This window comes from Enterobacter sp. CP102, assembly GCF_025152625.1.
Lineage (GTDB): Bacteria > Pseudomonadota > Gammaproteobacteria > Enterobacterales > Enterobacteriaceae > Enterobacter > Enterobacter soli.
Window position 1 is genome coordinate 4,634,031 of record NZ_CP104014.1, and the last position, 18,851, is coordinate 4,652,881.

The 18,851-nt window shown below is 55.9% G+C and carries 13 protein-coding genes; 6 read left to right on the forward strand and 7 right to left on the reverse strand.

Annotated features, from left to right (window positions below; translation table 11 throughout):
- The first annotated feature begins 72 nt into the window (after positions 1-72).
- Positions 73-1,473, forward strand: a complete 1,401-nt coding sequence (gene sthA / locus N1249_RS21905; protein ID WP_014072320.1) for a Si-specific NAD(P)(+) transhydrogenase — start codon at positions 73-75, stop codon at positions 1,471-1,473.
- On the opposite strand, the gene oxyR is transcribed toward sthA, so the two are convergent.
- The 4 genes from oxyR to argC form a co-directional block, all read right to left on the reverse strand.
- Positions 1,447-2,373: a DNA-binding transcriptional regulator OxyR gene (oxyR, locus tag N1249_RS21910; RefSeq protein ID WP_014072321.1), complete on the reverse strand. Its 927-nt coding sequence runs from the start codon at positions 2,371-2,373 to the stop codon at positions 1,447-1,449. The genes sthA and oxyR overlap by 27 nt on opposite strands.
- 336 nt (positions 2,374-2,709) lie before the next feature.
- A complete protein-coding gene (gene argH, locus N1249_RS21915) occupies positions 2,710-4,083 on the reverse strand; it encodes an argininosuccinate lyase (RefSeq protein ID WP_217188654.1) in 1,374 nt (457 codons plus the stop codon).
- A 77-nt stretch (positions 4,084-4,160) separates the two neighbouring features.
- The gene (gene argB / locus N1249_RS21920) at positions 4,161-4,937 is read right to left on the reverse strand and encodes an acetylglutamate kinase (RefSeq protein WP_259833399.1); all 777 of its coding nucleotides are present in this window, start codon (positions 4,935-4,937) and stop codon (positions 4,161-4,163) included.
- A 6-nt stretch (positions 4,938-4,943) separates the two neighbouring features.
- Complete coding sequence (argC, locus tag N1249_RS21925; protein ID WP_259833401.1) at positions 4,944-5,948, reverse strand: N-acetyl-gamma-glutamyl-phosphate reductase; 1,005 nt, start codon at positions 5,946-5,948, stop codon at positions 4,944-4,946.
- A gap of 88 nt (positions 5,949-6,036) precedes the next feature.
- On the opposite strand from argC, the gene argE reads away from it, so the two are divergent.
- The 5 genes from argE to N1249_RS21950 all read left to right on the forward strand — a co-directional run bounded on the left by argE (position 6,037) and on the right by N1249_RS21950 (position 12,852).
- Complete coding sequence (gene argE, locus N1249_RS21930) at positions 6,037-7,188, forward strand: acetylornithine deacetylase (protein ID WP_259833403.1); 1,152 nt, start codon at positions 6,037-6,039, stop codon at positions 7,186-7,188.
- A gap of 246 nt (positions 7,189-7,434) precedes the next feature.
- A complete protein-coding gene (ppc, locus tag N1249_RS21935) occupies positions 7,435-10,086 on the forward strand; it encodes a phosphoenolpyruvate carboxylase (RefSeq protein WP_259833405.1) in 2,652 nt (883 codons plus the stop codon).
- Between the two features lie 94 nt (positions 10,087-10,180).
- Positions 10,181-10,945 (forward strand): helix-turn-helix transcriptional regulator, encoded by a 765-nt coding sequence (locus tag N1249_RS21940; protein ID WP_259833407.1) that lies wholly within the window; start codon positions 10,181-10,183, stop codon positions 10,943-10,945.
- Positions 10,946-11,073: 128 nt separating this feature from the next.
- A complete protein-coding gene (gene fsa, locus N1249_RS21945; protein ID WP_259833408.1) occupies positions 11,074-11,736 on the forward strand; it encodes a fructose-6-phosphate aldolase in 663 nt (220 codons plus the stop codon).
- 12 nt (positions 11,737-11,748) lie between these two features.
- Complete coding sequence (locus tag N1249_RS21950) at positions 11,749-12,852, forward strand: glycerol dehydrogenase (protein WP_259833409.1); 1,104 nt, start codon at positions 11,749-11,751, stop codon at positions 12,850-12,852.
- Between the two features lie 82 nt (positions 12,853-12,934).
- On the opposite strand, the gene katG is transcribed toward N1249_RS21950, so the two are convergent.
- The 3 genes from katG to N1249_RS21965 form a co-directional block, all read right to left on the reverse strand.
- Complete coding sequence (katG, locus tag N1249_RS21955) at positions 12,935-15,115, reverse strand: catalase/peroxidase HPI (RefSeq protein ID WP_259833410.1); 2,181 nt, start codon at positions 15,113-15,115, stop codon at positions 12,935-12,937.
- Positions 15,116-15,323: 208 nt separating this feature from the next.
- Positions 15,324-16,214, reverse strand: a complete 891-nt coding sequence (gene metF, locus N1249_RS21960) for a methylenetetrahydrofolate reductase (RefSeq protein WP_014072337.1) — start codon at positions 16,212-16,214, stop codon at positions 15,324-15,326.
- A gap of 203 nt (positions 16,215-16,417) precedes the next feature.
- Entirely contained in the window at positions 16,418-18,850 is a 2,433-nt protein-coding gene (locus N1249_RS21965) for a bifunctional aspartate kinase/homoserine dehydrogenase II (RefSeq protein WP_259833411.1), read from the reverse strand.
- Position 18,851 lies beyond the last annotated feature (1 nt).

Here is an 18,851-nt window from a genome sequence, read left to right on the forward strand (position 1 = left end):
GATAATTGGGTTACTCTGGCAATGATGTTATGATTCTGTTGCTTTTATGTATAAGAACAGGTAAGCCTTGCCATGCCACACACCTACGATTACGACGCAATAGTTATTGGTTCCGGCCCCGGCGGCGAAGGCGCTGCTATGGGGCTGGTGAAACAGGGAGCCAGAGTAGCGGTCATAGAGCGCTACCATAATGTTGGCGGCGGTTGCACCCACTGGGGCACCATCCCTTCCAAAGCCCTCCGCCATGCCGTTAGCCGTATTATTGAATTTAACCAGAACCCTCTTTACAGCGATCACTCCCGACTTCTTCGTTCTTCCTTTGCCGACATCCTGAATCATGCGGATACCGTCATTAACCAGCAGACACGTATGCGTCAGGGGTTTTATGAGCGTAACCACTGCGAAATTTTGCAGGGCAACGCGCATTTTGTCGATGAGCACACCCTGGCGCTCGAATGCCACGACGGTTCGGTTGAAACCATCACCGCTGAAAAATTTGTGATTGCCTGCGGTTCGCGCCCGTACCATCCGGCCGATGTCGACTTCTCACACCCACGCATCTACGACAGCGACTCCATTCTCAGCCTGCACCACGAACCACGCCATGTGATTATCTATGGCGCAGGGGTGATTGGCTGCGAATATGCGTCGATCTTCCGGGGTATGGAGGTCAAAGTTGACCTGATCAACACCCGCGATCGCCTGCTGGCCTTCCTCGACCAGGAGATGTCGGATTCCCTCTCGTACCACTTCTGGAACAGCGGTGTGGTGATTCGCCACAACGAAGAGTACGAGAAAATCGAAGGCTGCGATGACGGTGTGATCATGCATCTGAAATCCGGCAAGAAGCTGAAAGCCGACTGCCTGCTGTATGCCAACGGCCGTACCGGTAACACCGATTCGCTGGCGCTGGAAAACATCGGGCTTGAAACCGACAGCCGTGGCCAGCTGAAGGTCAACAGCATGTACCAGACTGCGCTGCCGCACGTTTACGCGGTGGGTGACGTGATTGGTTATCCAAGTCTCGCGTCAGCGGCCTACGACCAGGGGCGCATTGCGGCTCAGGCGCTGGTGAAAGGCGAAGCAACGGCGCACCTGATTGAAGATATTCCAACAGGGATTTACACCATCCCGGAAATTAGCTCAGTCGGGAAAACCGAACAGCAACTGACGGCCATGAAAGTGCCTTACGAGGTGGGTCGTGCGCAGTTTAAACATCTGGCGCGCGCGCAAATCGTGGGGATGAGTGTGGGAACACTGAAGATTTTGTTCCATCGAGAGACGAAAGAGATCCTCGGTATTCACTGCTTTGGTGAACGCGCGGCGGAGATCATTCATATCGGCCAGGCGATAATGGAGCAAAAAGGTGGTGGTAACACCATCGAGTACTTCGTTAACACCACCTTTAACTACCCGACCATGGCGGAAGCCTATCGGGTAGCAGCACTAAACGGTCTGAACCGTCTGTTTTAACGCGCTGTCAAAATGGCCATCCATAGAACCACGGATGGCCTCAGCCAGCTGCTCATAGCGGCTGCGCAGCGGCGACCCCGGACGATAAACCAGGCCAATCGTACGACGCGGCTCTGGTTTAATGCACGGCAGATAGACCACACCATCACGTTTACGCTCGCGCGGAACAGCCAGCGCAGGCAGCAGTGTGATACCACTTCCCGCCGCCACCATATTGCGCAGCGTTTCCAGACTGGTTGCGCGGAAATGAGTATCTTCATCCGCACCCGCTTCGAAGCAGAAGCCCATCGCCTGATCGCGCAGGCAGTGTCCATCTTCCAGCATCAGCAGCTTTTCACCGGCCAGATCGGCCATCGGCACGCGATCGCGGTTCGCCCACGGGTGATCTTCATAGATCGCCAGCATCATCGGCTCATCGAACAGCGGCACTTCTATAAAGGCTTCACTCTCTTTTACCAGCGCCAGAATAGCGCAGTCGAGCTTGCCGCTGTCCAGCTGCGCCAGCAACTGATGCGTTTGCGCTTCATGCAGATACATTTCGAGTTTCGGGAACGTCTGGTGCAGCATCGGAATGATGTGCGGCAACAGGTACGGGCCAACGGTTGGGATCAGGCCAATATGCAGCGGGCCGGACATCGCCTCCCCCTGCTGGCTTGCCATTTCCTTGAGCACTTTGACCTCGCGCAGCACGGTGCGCGCCTGATCCACCAGCAGAAGACCTGCCTGTGTGAACAGAACCTTACGACTGGTGCGCTCCAGCAGCATGACGCCCAGCTCATCCTCCAGCTTGCGGATCTGACCGCTCAGCGTGGGCTGGCTGACGTGGCAGGAATCTGCCGCGCGGCGAAAGTGACGGTGCTCGGCTAACGCTACCAGGTATTCAAGATCACGAATATTCATTATTCATCCTCCGTCGCCACGATAGTTCATGGCGATAGATAGCATAGCAACGAACGATTATCCCTATCAAGCATTCTGTTGAATAATACGCCACATAGACGAGGCGGCACGTGTTTGACCCTTGACGTCCCCGCACCGTCAGCGAGTTTCTCTCAAAACTCGAACAACTAAAGCCAACGTGAACTTTTGCGGACCCCGTGGTCCGCTTTTTTTTGCGTAAAAAAGCCCGGGGATAAAAGCAAAATGGCAACCGAAGTTGCCATTTTTATTGTTTGCTCCCTCTCCCCGTGGGAGAGGGCAGGGGTGAGGGCACCAGCCCGCACTGTTCAAACCAAATCAAACCAACCGGTTTTTCGCATCAGCAATCGCCTGTGCGACCTGCTTAGGCGACACGCCGCCTTTCGCCGCACGCTTATCCAGGCAAGACTGCAACGCCAGAATCGGATAGACATCATCCCCGATAACCGCGCTGAATTTTTGCAGGTCGGTAAGCGTCAGATCTTCCAGCGGTTTACCCTGACGAATCGCCTCCACTACCGCCTCACCCACAATATGGTGCGCTTCACGGAACGGAACACCTTTCGCTACCAGGTAGTCCGCCAGTTCGGTGGAGTTAGCGTAACCCTGCTGTGCAGCTTCCTGGCAACGCGGGCGTTTCACCTGAATACCATCCAGCACCAGTGCGCCCATATGCAGGCAGTCCAGCCAGGTGTCGAGCGCGTCGAAGAGCCCTTCTTTGTCTTCCTGCATATCTTTGTTATACGCCAGCGGCAGCCCTTTCAGGGTCATCATCATGCCGGTCAGCGCACCCTGCACACGACCACACTTACCGCGGATAAGCTCCAGCGCATCCGGGTTTTTCTTCTGTGGCATCAGGGAAGAGCCAGAAGTCACACGGTCAGACAGCTCAACAAAGCCAGCTTCACCGGAGTTGAAGAAGATCAGATCTTCTGCGAAACGCGACAGGTGAACCATGCCGATAGAGGCATTGGAGAGCAGCTCCAGCACGTGATCGCGGTCAGAGACGCTGTCCAGGCTGTTACGGGTGGCAGAAGCAAAGCCCAGCCAGCCTGCCAGCTGTTCACGGTCGATTTCATACGCTGTACCCGCCAGCGCACCACTGCCCAGCGGGCTCACGTCCAGACGTTTCAGGGTATCCTGAAGACGGCTTTCATCACGTGCCAGCATTTCTACATAGGCCAGGGACCAGTGCGCAAACGTCACTGGCTGGGCACGTTGCAGGTGGGTGTAACCCGGCATGACCGCATCCTGGTTGTTCTGCGCGGTTTCCACCAGTGCAGCCTGTAACTGACGGTTTGCCGCCAGCAGTTCCACTACGGTGTCTTTGCACCACAGCTTCAGATCGGTGGCGACCTGGTCGTTACGGCTACGGCCGGTGTGCAGCTTTTTACCCAGTTGACCAACTTTATCGATAAGCTTACCTTCCACCCAGCTATGGATATCTTCGGCATCGCTTTTCAGGATCTGCTGCGGGTCCAGACGCACCTCTTCCAGCAGGTTATTCAGCGCTTCTTCCAGCTGCTGTTGCTCATCTGCGGTCAGCACGCCTACGGTAACCAGTGCTTTGGACCAGGCCACAGAGCCGACGATATCTTGTTCGGCCAGGCGGTAGTCGAAGCGCAAAGAGTCGTTAAACTGTTTGAACCGTTGATCCGCTGCCTGTGTAAAACGCCCACCCCAAAGTGCCATAACATGCTTCCTTAATATCTTTGATTTTCATTGCCCGGTGGCGCTGCGCTTACCGGGCCTACAAAACAATAAATCGATTACGCCAGAATACGCGTGCCAATCGGCGTGCCGTTAAACAGCGCCGGGAGTTGCTCCGCGTGGCGCCAGGAGGCGATATCCACCGGGCGACCGAGCGTGCGGGCAGCATCCAGCGCGGCGTTCACTTTCACGATCATGCCGTCGGTAATAATGCCCTGCGCAATCAGCTGTTCGGCTTTCGCCGCCGTCATTTCCGCAATACGCTGGCCTTTACCGTCCAGAATACCGCTCACGTCGGAGAGCAGGATCAGGTTCGCACCCAGCGTTGCCGCCAGTGCCGTCGCCGCCTGGTCAGCGTTGACGTTCATCAGCTCGCCCTCTTCGGTCACACCGATAGAGCTCACTACCGGCAGGAAACCCCCTTCCAGCAGCGTATTAATCAGCTTAGGCGAACCCGGCTGTGCCAGTCCAACGTGGCCGAGTTCTTCGTCGAGCTGGGTCACTTTTACGCTGTCGCCATCGCCCAGATAGAGGCCAACGGAGGCGATATGGTGTTTCTTCGCCCATGCCAGTAGCGTTTTGTTCGCCGTACCTGCCAGCGCACCGGTAATGATGTCAATCTGATCGGCAGGCGTGACGCGCAGGCCGTTCTTCTTTTTCACCGGCAGGTTGAGCCCTTTCATCAGCTCATCTACCACGCAGCCGCCGCCGTGGACAATCACCAGCGGACGTTGGTGTGATTCACGATAGTTAACCAGTGCGGTAAAAAGACGCTCCAGCGCTTCTTCGCTGTCCAGCAGTACACCACCGAGCTTGATAATTAATGGGTTCATCATCACACCTTAAATAAGAGACTGCGTTTCAGCGAAGCCAAAACGAATGTTTGCACACTGCATTGCCTGTGCGGCAGCGCCTTTGAGTAAGTTATCTTCTGCGGCGACCACAATCAGGTGTTCGCCCTGCACGGCAAAGCCGATGTCGCAGAACGGCAGACCGACCACGTTTTTCAGCGCCGGCACGCCTTTTTCATACAGGCGCACCAGCGGTTTGTCAGCGTATGCCTGAGTAAAGACCTCGCCCACCTGTTCTTTGGTCACACCCGGTTTCAGGCGGCAGGTAATGGTTTCGAGGATCCCACGCGGGAAGCTGCCCAGGTGCGGGGTAAAAATGACATCCGCGCCCAGATGGGTGGTGATTTCAGGATGATGACGGTGATTAAACACACCGTACGGCTGGAGGCTCACTTCGCAGAAGCTATTGGAAATTGCCGCCTTGCGTCCTGCACCGCTCACGCCACTGGTGGCGTTGATCACCGGCCACTGGTTCAGATCCAGCAGACCTGCGTCGATCAAGGGCTTCAGCGAAAGCTGCGCCGCCGTTGGGTAGCAACCCGGCACGGCAATCAAATCTGCTTCTTTCAGTTTGTCTGCGCTCCACTCCGCCAGGCCATAGACCGCTTTTTCAAGCAGATCCGGGTGCTGATGGGTGAAACCGTAATATTTTTCGTAGAACGCGCCATCGTTAACACGGAACGCGCCGGAGAGGTCGAACACCACACAACCGGCCGCCAGGAATTGCGGCGCCAGGTCGTGGCTGACTTCGTGCGCCGTGGCTAAAAACACCACGTCGACGCCGTCGGTGAACTCGCTGATGTCAGACATCGGCTGTAAAGGCATATCGACAATGCCTTTAAGCTGCGGATGTAAATCGGAAATTAACTTTCCTGCATCATTGCTTTGCGCTGACACGGTCAAAGCGGTTATGGTCATATGTGGATGGCGATTCACGTAGCTTACAAGCTCTGCGCCCGCATAACCGCTAGCGCCTACAATCAGCGTATTCAACATCGGGTTCCTTTATGCTCAACGTTAATGTATTTTTATTCACATTTATTGCATGAATATTGATACTATCACGACCTAAGGTGTGTCAACAATGAAAATGAACTTACCGCCATTTATCGAGATTTACCGCGCCCTGATCGCCACACCGTCCATCAGTGCAACCGAAGAAGCGCTGGATCAGAGCAATGAGTCTTTAATCAATCTGCTGGCGGGTTGGTTTAGCGATCTTGGGTTTAACGTTGAGGTTCAGCCTGTCCCCGGAACACGTCATAAATTTAACCTGCTGGCCAGCACCGGACACGGCGCGGGTGGGCTGCTACTGGCGGGCCATACCGACACCGTTCCGTTTGACGACGGCCGCTGGACGCGCGACCCGTTCACCCTGACCGAACACGACAACAAGCTCTACGGTCTGGGCACTGCCGACATGAAAGGTTTCTTCGCTTTTATCCTCGACGCGCTGCGTGACGTGGACGTGACAAAACTGAAAAAACCGCTCTATATCCTGGCGACCGCCGATGAAGAAACCAGCATGGCGGGCGCACGTTATTTCTCTGAAAACACCTCTATTCGCCCGGATTGCGCCATCATCGGCGAGCCAACGTCTCTGCAACCCATTCGCGCGCATAAAGGTCATATTTCCACGGCGGTACGCGTACTGGGCCAGTCCGGCCACTCCAGCGATCCGGCGCGCGGCGTGAACGCCATTGAGCTGATGCATGACGCCATCGGCCGTATCATGACCCTGCGCGATGACCTGAAAGAGCGTTACCACTACGACGCGTTCACCGTGCCATATCCGACGCTGAACCTCGGCAGCCTGCACGGCGGGGATGCCTCCAACCGCATCTGCGCCTGTTGCGAACTGCATATGGATATCCGCCCGCTGCCGGGTATGACGCTGAGCGACCTGAATGGTTTACTGACAGAAGCCCTGGCGCCGGTGAGCGAACGCTGGCCTGGCCGCCTGACGGTTTCCGATCTGCATCCACCCATTCCGGGTTACGAGTGCCCGCCGGACCACCAGCTGGTCGAAGTGGTGGAAAAACTGCTCGGCGAAAAAACCGACGTGGTGAACTACTGTACCGAAGCGCCGTTTATTCAAACCCTGTGCCCAACGCTGGTTCTTGGCCCTGGCTCCATCAACCAGGCCCACCAGCCGGATGAGTATCTGGAAACCCGCTTTATCAAACCTACCCGCGAACTGATTACCCAGGTTGTGCATCACTTCTGCTGGCATTAATGACCTTTCCCCTCTCGAATGAGAGGGGAAAATCCCGCGATCTTCGTCACATTCCCATAAGCATCACTTATCTGACGCGAAGCGAATTAAATTTCGTAAATTACCCACATTTATTCGTTTGCTGAACCGTTTTCGCAGCAATTGACGACAGGGGTTTTACGTGGCTTTATAAAGGGAGATGACAAAATATTGTCCAAAAGATTTTCGATTGGGCATAAACAAAAATGATGGGGTGACTGGGTTTTTATGAACGAACAATATTCCGCGTTGCGTAGTAATGTCAGTATGCTCGGCAAAGTGCTTGGAGATACCATCAAAGATGCGTTAGGGGAAAATATCCTCGACCGCGTTGAAACCATCCGCAAGCTGTCCAAATCTTCCCGTGCAGGTAACGAGGCCAATCGTCAGGAGCTGCTCACCACCTTGCAGAACCTGTCTAACGATGAGCTGCTGCCTGTTGCACGCGCATTCAGCCAGTTCCTGAACCTGGCGAACACCGCTGAGCAATACCACAGCATTTCGCCAATGGGCGAAGCTGCCAGCAACCCGGAAGTTATTGCCCGTACACTCCGTAAACTGAAAGACCAGCCAGACCTCAACGAAGCGACCATCAAAAAAGCGGTGGAGTCGCTCTCTCTGGAGCTGGTACTGACCGCTCACCCAACCGAGATCACCCGTCGTACGCTTATCCACAAAATGGTGGAAGTGAACAACTGCCTGAAGCAGCTGGATAACAAAGACATCGCTGACTACGAACGTAACCAGCTGATGCGCCGTCTGCGCCAGCTGATTGCCCAGTCGTGGCACACTGACGAAATTCGTAAGAACCGCCCAAGCCCGGTCGATGAGGCCAAATGGGGCTTTGCAGTGGTGGAAAACAGCCTGTGGGAAGGTGTTCCTAACTACCTGCGCGAGCTGAACGAACAGCTGGAAGAGAACCTGGGCTACCGCCTGCCGGTGGATTTTGTGCCGGTGCGTTTCACCTCCTGGATGGGCGGCGACCGCGACGGTAACCCGAACGTGACCGCAGAGATCACCCGCCACGTGTTGCTGTTAAGCCGCTGGAAAGCGACCGATCTGTTCCTGAAAGATATTCAGGTACTGATCTCCGAGCTGTCGATGGTTGAAGCGACACCAGAACTGCGCGAACTGGCCGGTGAAGAAGGTGCCAGCGAGCCGTATCGCTATCTGATGAAAAAGCTGCGTGGTCAGCTGATGGCAACTCAGGCCTGGCTGGAAGCGCGCCTCAAAGGCCAGCGCCTGCCGAAGCCGGAAGGCCTGCTGAGCCAGAACGAACAGCTCTGGGACCCGCTGTACGCCTGTTATAAATCCCTGCAAGCGTGCGGTATGGGCATCATCGCCAACGGTGAATTGCTCGATACCTTGCGCCGCGTGAAGTGTTTCGGCGTGCCGCTGGTGCGTATCGATGTTCGTCAGGAAAGTACCCGTCACACCGAAGCGCTGGGTGAACTGACCCGCTACCTGGGTATCGGCGACTACGAAAGCTGGTCCGAAGCCGACAAACAAGCCTTCCTGATCCGCGAACTGAATTCCAAACGTCCTCTGTTGCCGCGCAACTGGGAACCCAGCAACGAAACCCGCGAAGTGCTCAACACCTGTAAAGCGATCGTTGATGCACCGAAAGGATCGGTGGCGGCCTATGTGATCTCGATGGCGAAAACCCCGTCCGATGTGCTGGGTGTTCACCTCCTGCTGAAAGAAGCCGGTATCGACTACGCCCTGCCGGTAGCACCGCTGTTTGAAACCCTGGATGACCTGAATAACGCCAACGATGTGATGACGCAACTGCTGAACATCGACTGGTATCGCGGCTTTATTCAGGGCAAACAGATGGTGATGATTGGCTATTCCGACTCCGCAAAAGACGCGGGCGTGATGGCAGCATCCTGGGCTCAGTACCAGGCGCAAGACGCACTGATCAAGACCTGCGAAAAAGCCGGTATCGAACTGACCCTGTTCCACGGTCGTGGTGGTTCCATCGGCCGTGGCGGTGCGCCAGCTCATGCGGCACTGCTTTCTCAACCGCCGGGCAGCCTGAAGGGTGGCCTGCGTGTCACCGAACAGGGCGAGATGATCCGCTTCAAGTACGGTCTGCCGGAAGTCACCATCAGCAGCCTGTCGCTCTATACCAGCGCCATTCTGGAAGCCAACCTGCTGCCACCGCCAGAGCCGAAAGAGTCCTGGTGTCATATCATGGACGAGCTGTCAGATATCTCCTGCGATCTGTACCGCGGTTACGTTCGTGAAAACAAAGACTTCGTGCCTTACTTCCGTTCAGCGACGCCTGAGCAGGAGCTGGGTAAACTGCCACTGGGTTCACGCCCGGCCAAACGTCGTCCGACCGGTGGCGTAGAGTCTCTGCGTGCTATCCCGTGGATCTTCGCCTGGACGCAAAACCGTCTGATGCTGCCAGCCTGGCTGGGTGCCGGCGCTGCACTGCAAAAAGTGGTGGAAGATGGTAAACAGAGCGAGCTGGAAGCCATGTGCCGCGACTGGCCGTTCTTCTCCACGCGTCTTGGGATGCTGGAAATGGTCTTCTCTAAAGCCGACCTGTGGCTGGCGGAATACTACGATCAGCGTCTGGTGAAACCTGAGCTGTGGGCGCTGGGCAAAGAGCTTCGTGAACTACTGGAAGGCGACATCAAAGTGGTTCTGGATATCGCCAACGATTCGCACCTGATGGCAGACCTGCCGTGGATTGCCGAGTCTATCCAGCTGCGTAATATCTACACTGACCCGCTGAACGTTCTCCAGGCTGAACTGCTGCACCGTTCCCGCCAGGCCGAAGAGGAAGGTAAAGAGCCTGATCCTCGCGTTGAGCAGGCGTTAATGGTAACCATTGCAGGCGTTGCGGCAGGGATGCGTAACACTGGCTAATGCTTGATACCCGGCGGCGCTGCGCTTGCACGGGCCTACGATATGTAGGCCGGGTAAGCGCAGCGCCACCCGGCAATATCTCGGTATCCACACCATGCACCACGACATTAGCCTGATCCTGACTGACCTGATTAACGGTACATTACCGCTGGGTCAGGTGCATTTCCCCACTTCGACTATACCGAATCCCCGTACATCACCTTGTCTCATACTTATCGTTGATACAGCCTGCGAGGCGTTATTTTTTTCATCCGGAAATATTCCGCTTCAACCCGCCATGTCGCTCACCATCACCTTCGGCAAGCAGCAACTGACTCTTCAGCTCCAGCGCGAAAACTCGCTTTTGCAACAGCTACAGATTGCAAGACGTGGGCCGCGGGTGGGCGCATTCCTTTTGCAGACGCTCGCTGAGTTGCAAATGCAGCCAGATGATCAGGAAACGGCCAGACTGGTGGTATTAAGTTTGCTCAGCCACTGCCGCGATCTGCTGGGCAGCGATATTCACACGGCCAGCCGCAGCCGTGCATTATTTGAAGCTATTCGTCACTACATCGAAGAACATCATGCCTCTGCACTGACCCGTGAATCGGTCGCGAAGGCGTTTTATATTTCACCAAACTACCTTTCTCATCTTTTTCAAAAAACAGGCAACGTGGGGTTCAACGAATATCTGACGCAAACACGCCTGGAGCACGCACGTCAGTTGCTCAAGGGATATGATCTCAAAATCAAAGACATTGCAGCCAGTTGTGGATTTATCGACAGCAACTATTTCTGCCGCCTCTTTCGCAAACACACCGAACGCTCTCCCTCTGAATATCGCCGTCAGTATCACAGCCAGCTGACTGCCAAAAACTAGCATTGTGATCGCCATCTCACTTCACTAAGTGCATTACATTTGTCCAGTATTTGGCAAATTTGACCTGTATCGCCCGTCGACATCCCCGCCTTATCCTTTATTTAACCTTTCTGACTTAAGGAAAAATAATGGAACTGTATCTGGATACCGCCAACGTGGCGGAAGTTGAACGCCTGGCACGCATCTTCCCGATTGCGGGTGTGACAACCAACCCAAGTATTGTGGCTGCCAGCCGTGAATCCATCTGGGACGTGCTGCCACGTCTGCAAAAAGCTATTGGGCCGGAAGGTACGCTGTTCGCCCAGACCATGAGCCGTGATGCAGAGGGCATGGTGGCGGAGGCCAAACGCCTGAGTAACGCCATACCGGACATCGTGGTGAAAATCCCGGTTACCGCTCAGGGACTTATCGCGATCAAAGCGCTGAAAAAAGAGGGAATTACCACGCTGGGTACCGCTGTTTACAGTGCCGCACAGGGCTTACTGGCCGCACTCGCAGGGGCAAAATATGTCGCGCCGTACGTCAACCGCGTTGATGCACAGGGCGGGGACGGCATTCGCATGGTCCAGGAGCTGCAGACCCTGCTGGAGCTACACGCGCCAGACAGCATGGTGCTGGCCGCCAGCTTTAAAACACCACGACAGGCGTTGGACTGCCTGCTTGCCGGATGTGAAGCAATCACACTTCCCTTAGATGTAGCGCAACAAATGCTCGGCACTCCGGCGGTAGAGTCAGCCATAGAGAAGTTCGAGCAAGACTGGAAAAACGCGTTTGGTAACCTCAACCTCTAAGGGAGAAATGTTATGGACCGTATCATTCAATCGCCGGGGAAATACATCCAGGGCGCTGATGTTCTCACCCGTCTGGGCGACTATCTGAAACCGCTGGCAAAACGCTGGCTGGTGGTTGGCGATAAATTTGTGCTGGGTTTTGCCGAAGAGACCCTGCGTGAAAGCTTCAAAAAAGCGGAACTGCACGTCGAAATTGCACCGTTTGGCGGCGAATGTTCGCAAAATGAAATCGACCGTCTCAAAAAGCTGGCCGACAGCGCCGACTGCATGGCGGTACTGGGTATCGGCGGCGGTAAAACGCTGGATACCGCTAAAGCGCTGGCTCACTTTATGGACGTGCCGGTTGCTATCGCCCCAACCATTGCCTCCACTGATGCCCCTTGCAGCGCCCTTTCCGTTATTTATACCGACAGCGGTGAGTTCGATCGCTACCTGATGCTGCCACACAACCCGAACATGGTGATTGTCGACACCAAAGTGGTGGCGGGTGCACCGGCGCGCCTGCTGGCAGCGGGTATTGGCGATGCACTGGCCACCTGGTTTGAAGCACGCGCCTGTTCCCGCAGCGGTGCAACCACTATGGCGGGCGGCAAATGTACCCAGGCGGCTTTAGCGCTGGCGGAGCTGTGCTACAACACGCTGGTTGAAGAGGGTGAAAAAGCGATGCTGGCAGCGGATCAGCACGTTGTGACTCCTGCGCTGGAGCGCATCATCGAAGCCAACACCTATCTCAGCGGCGTCGGTTTTGAAAGCGGCGGCCTGGCAGCAGCACACGCCATTCATAACGGGATGACGGCAGTGCCGGAAGCCCACCACTTCTATCACGGTGAAAAAGTGGCGTTCGGTACACTCACCCAGCTGGTTCTGGAAAACGCGCCGGTTGAAGAGATAGAAACCGTTGCCGCACTTTGCCACAGCGTAGGGCTGCCAATCACCCTGGCGCAACTGGATATCAAAGAGAATATTCCGGCGAAAATGCGTCTGATCGCTGAGGCGGCCTGTGCAGAAGGTGAAACCATTCACAACATGCCGGGTGGTGTATCGCCGGATCAGGTTTACGCCGCGCTGCTGGTTGCAGACCAGTATGGGCAGCGTTTCCTGCAGGAGTGGGAGTAAATAGCACGAATAAAAATCCCCGCATCAGCGGGGATTTTTTGCCCGTAGGCCGGGTAAGCGTTAGCGCCATCCGGCACAAGGGTTACTGCAGGTCAAACCGATCCAGATCCATCACCTTCGCCCATGCCGCAACGAAGTCGCGAACGAACTTCTCGCTGGCATCGCTGCTGGCGTAAACTTCAGCCAGTGCGCGCAGGACAGCGTTAGAACCGAATACCAGGTCGGCGCGGGTTGCGGTGTATTTCACGTCACCGCTGGTGCGATCGCTACCGGCAAACAGCTCATTTGACTCATCCGTCGCTTTCCACTGGGTATTCATATCCAGCAGATTCACGAAGAAGTCATTGCTCAGCACACCTTCGCGGTCAGTGAACACGCCGTTTTTGCTGCCATCGAAGTTAGCCCCCAACACACGCAGGCCACCCACCAGCACCGTCAGTTCAGGCGCGGTCAGCGTCAGCTGCTGGGCTTTATCAATCAGCAGCGATTCTGTTGTCGCAGCGTCAACCTGCGCACGGTAGTTGCGGAAGCCGTCAGCAATCGGTTCAAGCAGGGTAAACATCTCGATATCCGTCTGGTCCTGACGCGCATCAACGCGGCCCGGCGTAAACGGAACGGTCACGTAAACCCCTGCGGCTTTCGCCGCCTGCTCAACACCTACCACGCCCGCCAGCACGATGATATCGGCCAGTGAGGCTTTATTGGTGGTGCGCTGAATAGCTTCCAGCGCTGGCAGGGCACGAACAGCAGCGGCGTTAACATCCCAGTCGCGCTGTGGTGCCAGCGCCAGACGTGCACCGTTGGCACCGCCACGCTTATCACCACCACGGAAGGTCGATGCAGACGCCCAGGCAACAGAAACCAGTTCACTGATGGACAGCCCTGATGCCGCGATTTCCGCTTTCAGGCTCTCAATGTCTTCTTTGGAAGGATTGAACACCGCCTGCGGCAGTGGATCCTGCCAAATCAGATCTTCTTTCGGTACTTCCGGGCCAATGTACCGTGCTTTTGGCCCCATATCGCGGTGGGTCAGCTTGAACCACGCACGCGCAAAGGCTTCATTGAAGGCCTGCGGATCGTTGAGGAAGCGACGCGAAATCTTCTCGAATTCCGGGTCAAAACGCAGGGTCAGGTCGGTGACCAGCATGGTTGGCTTGCGTTTTTTCGACGGGTCGAACGGGTCAGGCATGATGTCTGGCGCGTTAACGGCTTCAAACTGAATCGCCCCCGCCGGGCTGCGGGTCTGAACCCACTCGTATTTGAACAGGTTCTCGAAGAAGTAATTGCTCCACTGGGTCGGAGTTTGCGACCAGATAACTTCCAGGCCGGAGGTGATGGCGTCAGCGCCAACCCCGGTGCCGTGCGTACTGGCCCAGCCCAGCCCCTGTGCTTCAATCGGTGAGGCTTCCGGGTCAGTGCCTACGTGCGTTGCTTCGCCGGCACCGTGTGTTTTACCCAGCGTATGGCCGCCGGCAATCAGGGCGACAGTCTCTTCGTCGTCCATTCCCATGTTGCCGAAGGTTGCGCGAATAGCCGCAGCCGCTGACAGCGGTTCGCCGCTGGCATTTGGCCCTTCCGGGTTGACGTAAATCAGGCCCATTTCAGTGGCAGCCAAAGGACGTTTTGCCAGCGCTTCAGGATCGCGGTGGGTCAGCCAGGCTTTTTCATCGCCCCAGTTAACATCCAGATCTGGCTCCCAGACGTCTTCACGCCCGGCACCAAAGCCAAAGGTACGGAAGCCCGAGTTTTCCAGCGCCACGTTACCCGCCAGGATAAACAGGTCAGCCCAGGAAATTTTCTGCCCATATTTCTGTTTGATAGGCCACAACAGGCGGCGTGCTTTATCCAGGCTCACGTTATCTGGCCAGGAGTTCAGCGGCGCAAAGCGCTGTTGACCGCGTCCTGCACCACCGCGTCCGTCAACGGAGCGATAAGTACCAGCACCGTGCCAGGCCATGCGAATAAACAGGCCCGCATAGCTGCCCCAGTCGGCAGGCCACCACGGTTGAGAATCGGTTAAGAGTGCTTTGAGATCGCCCTTGAGGGCTGAGTAATCGAGTTTGCTGAATTCTTTGCGGTAGTCGAAGTCTTCACCCAGTGGGTTCGAACGGCTGGAATGTTGATTCAAAAGATCGACGCGAAGTTGCTTAGGCCACCACTCTTTACTGCCGGTGCCAGCACCCGCGCTTAGATCAACGCCGCCCTGATGGAACGGACACTTACCGGCTGATGCCGCTTTATTGGTATCGTCTGACGTGCTCATCGTTGTGCTCCCTTTACAGTGTTACCGTTACGATATATGCCCTTATTGATAAGGTATAGTTGGGATAACCCACAGATTCGATAGTTAATTCCGTTTAATTTCACATGGAAAATATGTGACTTTTGTACGTCAAAGGCAGCATTGCTGAAATGGCAGGAAAATAAAACCCTTATAAATCAAAAAACCCTCCGAAGAGGGCTTTTTTTTGTTACACGCCAGGTCGAACACCGAGCGTGTGGCAAATGGCGTAACTCATTTCCGCGCGGTTCAGAGTATAGAAGTGGAAGTCCTTCACCCCTTCACGACTTAAGATCTTCACCATGTCCATCGCGATATTTGCGCCCACCAGCTTGCGTGTTTCCGGGTCATCGTCCAGCCCTTCGTACATTTTAGACATCCAAAGCGGAATGCGCACGTTGGTCATATCAGCGAATTTTTTCGCCTGTTTGAAGTTAGACACCGGCAAAATGCCTGGGATGATTTCAACGTCGATGCCAGCAGAAACGCAGCGGTCACGAAAACGCAGGTAGCTTTCTACATCGAAGAAGAACTGGGTAATGGCGCGGTTTGCCCCGGCATCCACTTTACGCTTCAGGTTGAGCAAATCCGCCTGCGCGCTTTTCGCTTCCGGGTGAACTTCCGGGTACGCAGCAACGGAGATATCAAAGTCCGCCACCTCTTTCAGCAGCGTAACCAGGTCTGCCGCATACATTTCAGGTTTGCCGCTGCCCGGAGGCAGGTCGCCGCGCAGGGCGACGATATGACGAATACCGTTGTTCCAGTAGTCCTGGGCAATGGCGCGCAGTTCATCGCGGGTAGCATCGATGCAGGTCAGGTGCGGAGCCGCTTCCAGACCGGTTCTGTCTTTAATGCCCTTGATAATGCTGTGCGTGCGGTCACGCTCACCGGAGTTTGCTCCGTAGGTCACGGAGACAAATTTCGGCTTCAGGCTGCTCAGGCGATCGATAGAGCTCCACAGGGTTTGCTCCATTTCACTGGTGCGCGGCGGGAAAAATTCAAAAGAGACGTTAATCTGGCCGTTTACTTCGGCCAGGCTCTGATTCAGGGCTTCCCGCTGGTTGGCGTGAAAAAAGCTCATACCTTACCTCATCAATCGCGTGTCGTTGTTTGTTGTGATTCGAACTTCTATACGTTTAGACGTCCAGATGTAAAAATGACGGAAAAGCGGAGTGGCGTCAACAGAAATAATCAACAATAACGGTGAGGAATGCTCAGGGAAGATGAGGGAAGTTCATGATGACGAGAAGTTCCCTCTCCCAAAAGGAGAGGGAAATGCAGAGGTTACAGCAGCTTAGCCAGACGGTTGATGTCAGACTGGATTGCCCCAGCGGTCACATCGCGCCCAGCGCCCGGGCCACGGATCACCAGCGGGTTATCGCGATACCAGCGGCTTTCAATTGCAAAAACGTTGTCGCACGGCAACAGCGCCGCCAGCGGGTGCTCTGGACGAACCGCCTCGACACCAACACGCGCTTTACCGTTCGCCTCGAAGCGAGCCACATAGCGCAGCACCAGGCCCATTTCTTGCGCCGCTTCCAGACGTTGCACCATCTGGTCATTAAGCTCGTCACCGTTTTCGAAGAAGTGGTCGACAGAGCCTTCTTCACAGCCCGCAGGGACCAGTGACTCCACGCGCACCGAGCCCGGCTCGATGTCATAACCCGCTTCACGCGCCAGGATCACCAGCTTTCGCATCACGTCTTTCCCGGACAGGTCAACACGCGGGTCTGGCTCGGTCAATCCTTGCTGCCACGCCTGATCCACCAGGTCAGTAAATGGAACGGTGCCATCGAATTGCAGGAACAACCAGGAGAGCGTACCGGAGAAGATACCGCTCAGCGCCAGAATGCTGTCACCGCTTTCAATCAGATCGCGCACGGTATGGTTAACCGGCAGACCCGCGCCGACAGTGGCGTTATACAACCAGTGACGGCCCGTTTTCTCAAACGCGTCATGGATTTGACGGTATTTATCCGTGCTGCTCGCGCCCGCCAGTTTATTGGCACTGATGACGTGGAAACCGTGGCTGGCGAAATCCAGATACTGATCGGCAAGCTGTTCACTGGCCGTGACGTCCAGCACCACCAGGTCATCATACGGGTGCGCACGCATCCACAGGAACAGTGACTCTTCATCCTGTTCAACCGCTTCATCATTAAAGAACGCAAGCGCACGGCTGGCATCCAGGCCTTCGTAGTTCAGCAGGCTACGGCGGCTGTCCACCACGCCCGCGAGAATAAATTCAAACCCGGTACGCGCTGAAAGCGTCTCTTGCTCACGCGCGAACAGCTCCAGCCAGCGGGAACCGATATTCCCTTTGCCGAACAGCACCAGGCCGATACGTTTTTCCGCGCGGAACAGGGAGGTGTGCAGACCCTGAATCAGGCTTTCCGTTGGCCCTTTACGCAGAACGGCCACCAGGCTGATGCCCTCTTCCGACTGCCAGGTAAACTCAACCGGCTGGCCTTTCAGCTGCTGCCAGAAACGGTGGCAGTGCAGCGGGTTACGGGTGACGCCCGCACCCACCATCGCCACCAGCGCCAGCCCCTGACGCAGGCGAAGTTCACCCGGCAGGCCAGCTTCATCAAGAATTTTCAGCGCGCTGTCGGCCACTTCTGCGGTATAGCAGAATTGCAGCAACTGACGATCGTTATGCACGCCAACGGCCAACGGACGCACCTGCGCGCGTTTCAGAATAAGGTCGATATCTTTGTGTGCCAGTTTAAAGTCCTGGCCGGCTGGCACCTGGAACTCAATCAGGCAGATGTCGTCATGGCTGGTGACGATACGCGCGCCCGTGCCGGAGGCCAACACACGCTCAATGCGGGTAGAACCTTGATCCGGGGTGTAGCTACAGCGCAGTTGCAGGTCGATATCACTACCCGAAACAGGCTGAAGCGTACGGGCGTGCAGTACCGGAGCAGCCAGACGTGCCAGCTCGCTGGCTTCATCCAGGCGCAGCAACGGCAGCAGGCAGGCATCTTTCACTTTACGCGGGTCCGCGCTGTAAACACCTGCGACGTCACTCCAGATAGTTACGCGGGAAGCGCCGGCCAACGCACCGATTTGCGTTGCAGAGTAGTCAGAGCCATTACGCCCCAGCAGCACGGTTTCACCCGCGTTGCTGCGGCTGATAAAGCCGGTCACCACAATGCGTTTGCCCGGGTGCTGCACCAGCAGCTGTTGCAGGAGCGGGTAAGACAAGCCTTCGTCGACCTGCGGCTGTGCAGCACGCTCAGCACGCAGGAAGTCGCGCGCATCAAGCCACGCGGCTTCAACACCCAGGTGTTGCAAAACGGACGCCATCAGACGCGCAGACCAGACTTCACCGTGACCCACCACTTCGGCATACACCGCATCGGTAATGCCGCTGTCGAGCAGTGCAGCCAGGCGCTCAAGGTCATGGGTAAACGCAGAAATCAGCCCATCAGCGACCTCAGCTGGCAGCAAACCAGCAATGAGTTCGCTCTGGTAACGACGTAAGGACTGTTGAACCTGATGCGCAGAAAGGCGATCGGTCTGGCTTAATTTCAGCCAGCTAATCAACTGGTTGGTGGTGCTGCCAGCCGCGGAGACAACCATCATGTCACCTGGCTGTGAATACTCTGTCATGATCCCTGCGACACGCAGGTAACACTTCACATCAGCAAGACTACTACCACCAAACTTGTGCAGCTGACGACCCTTCGCCCCTGCCTGCGCTATCACACTCATG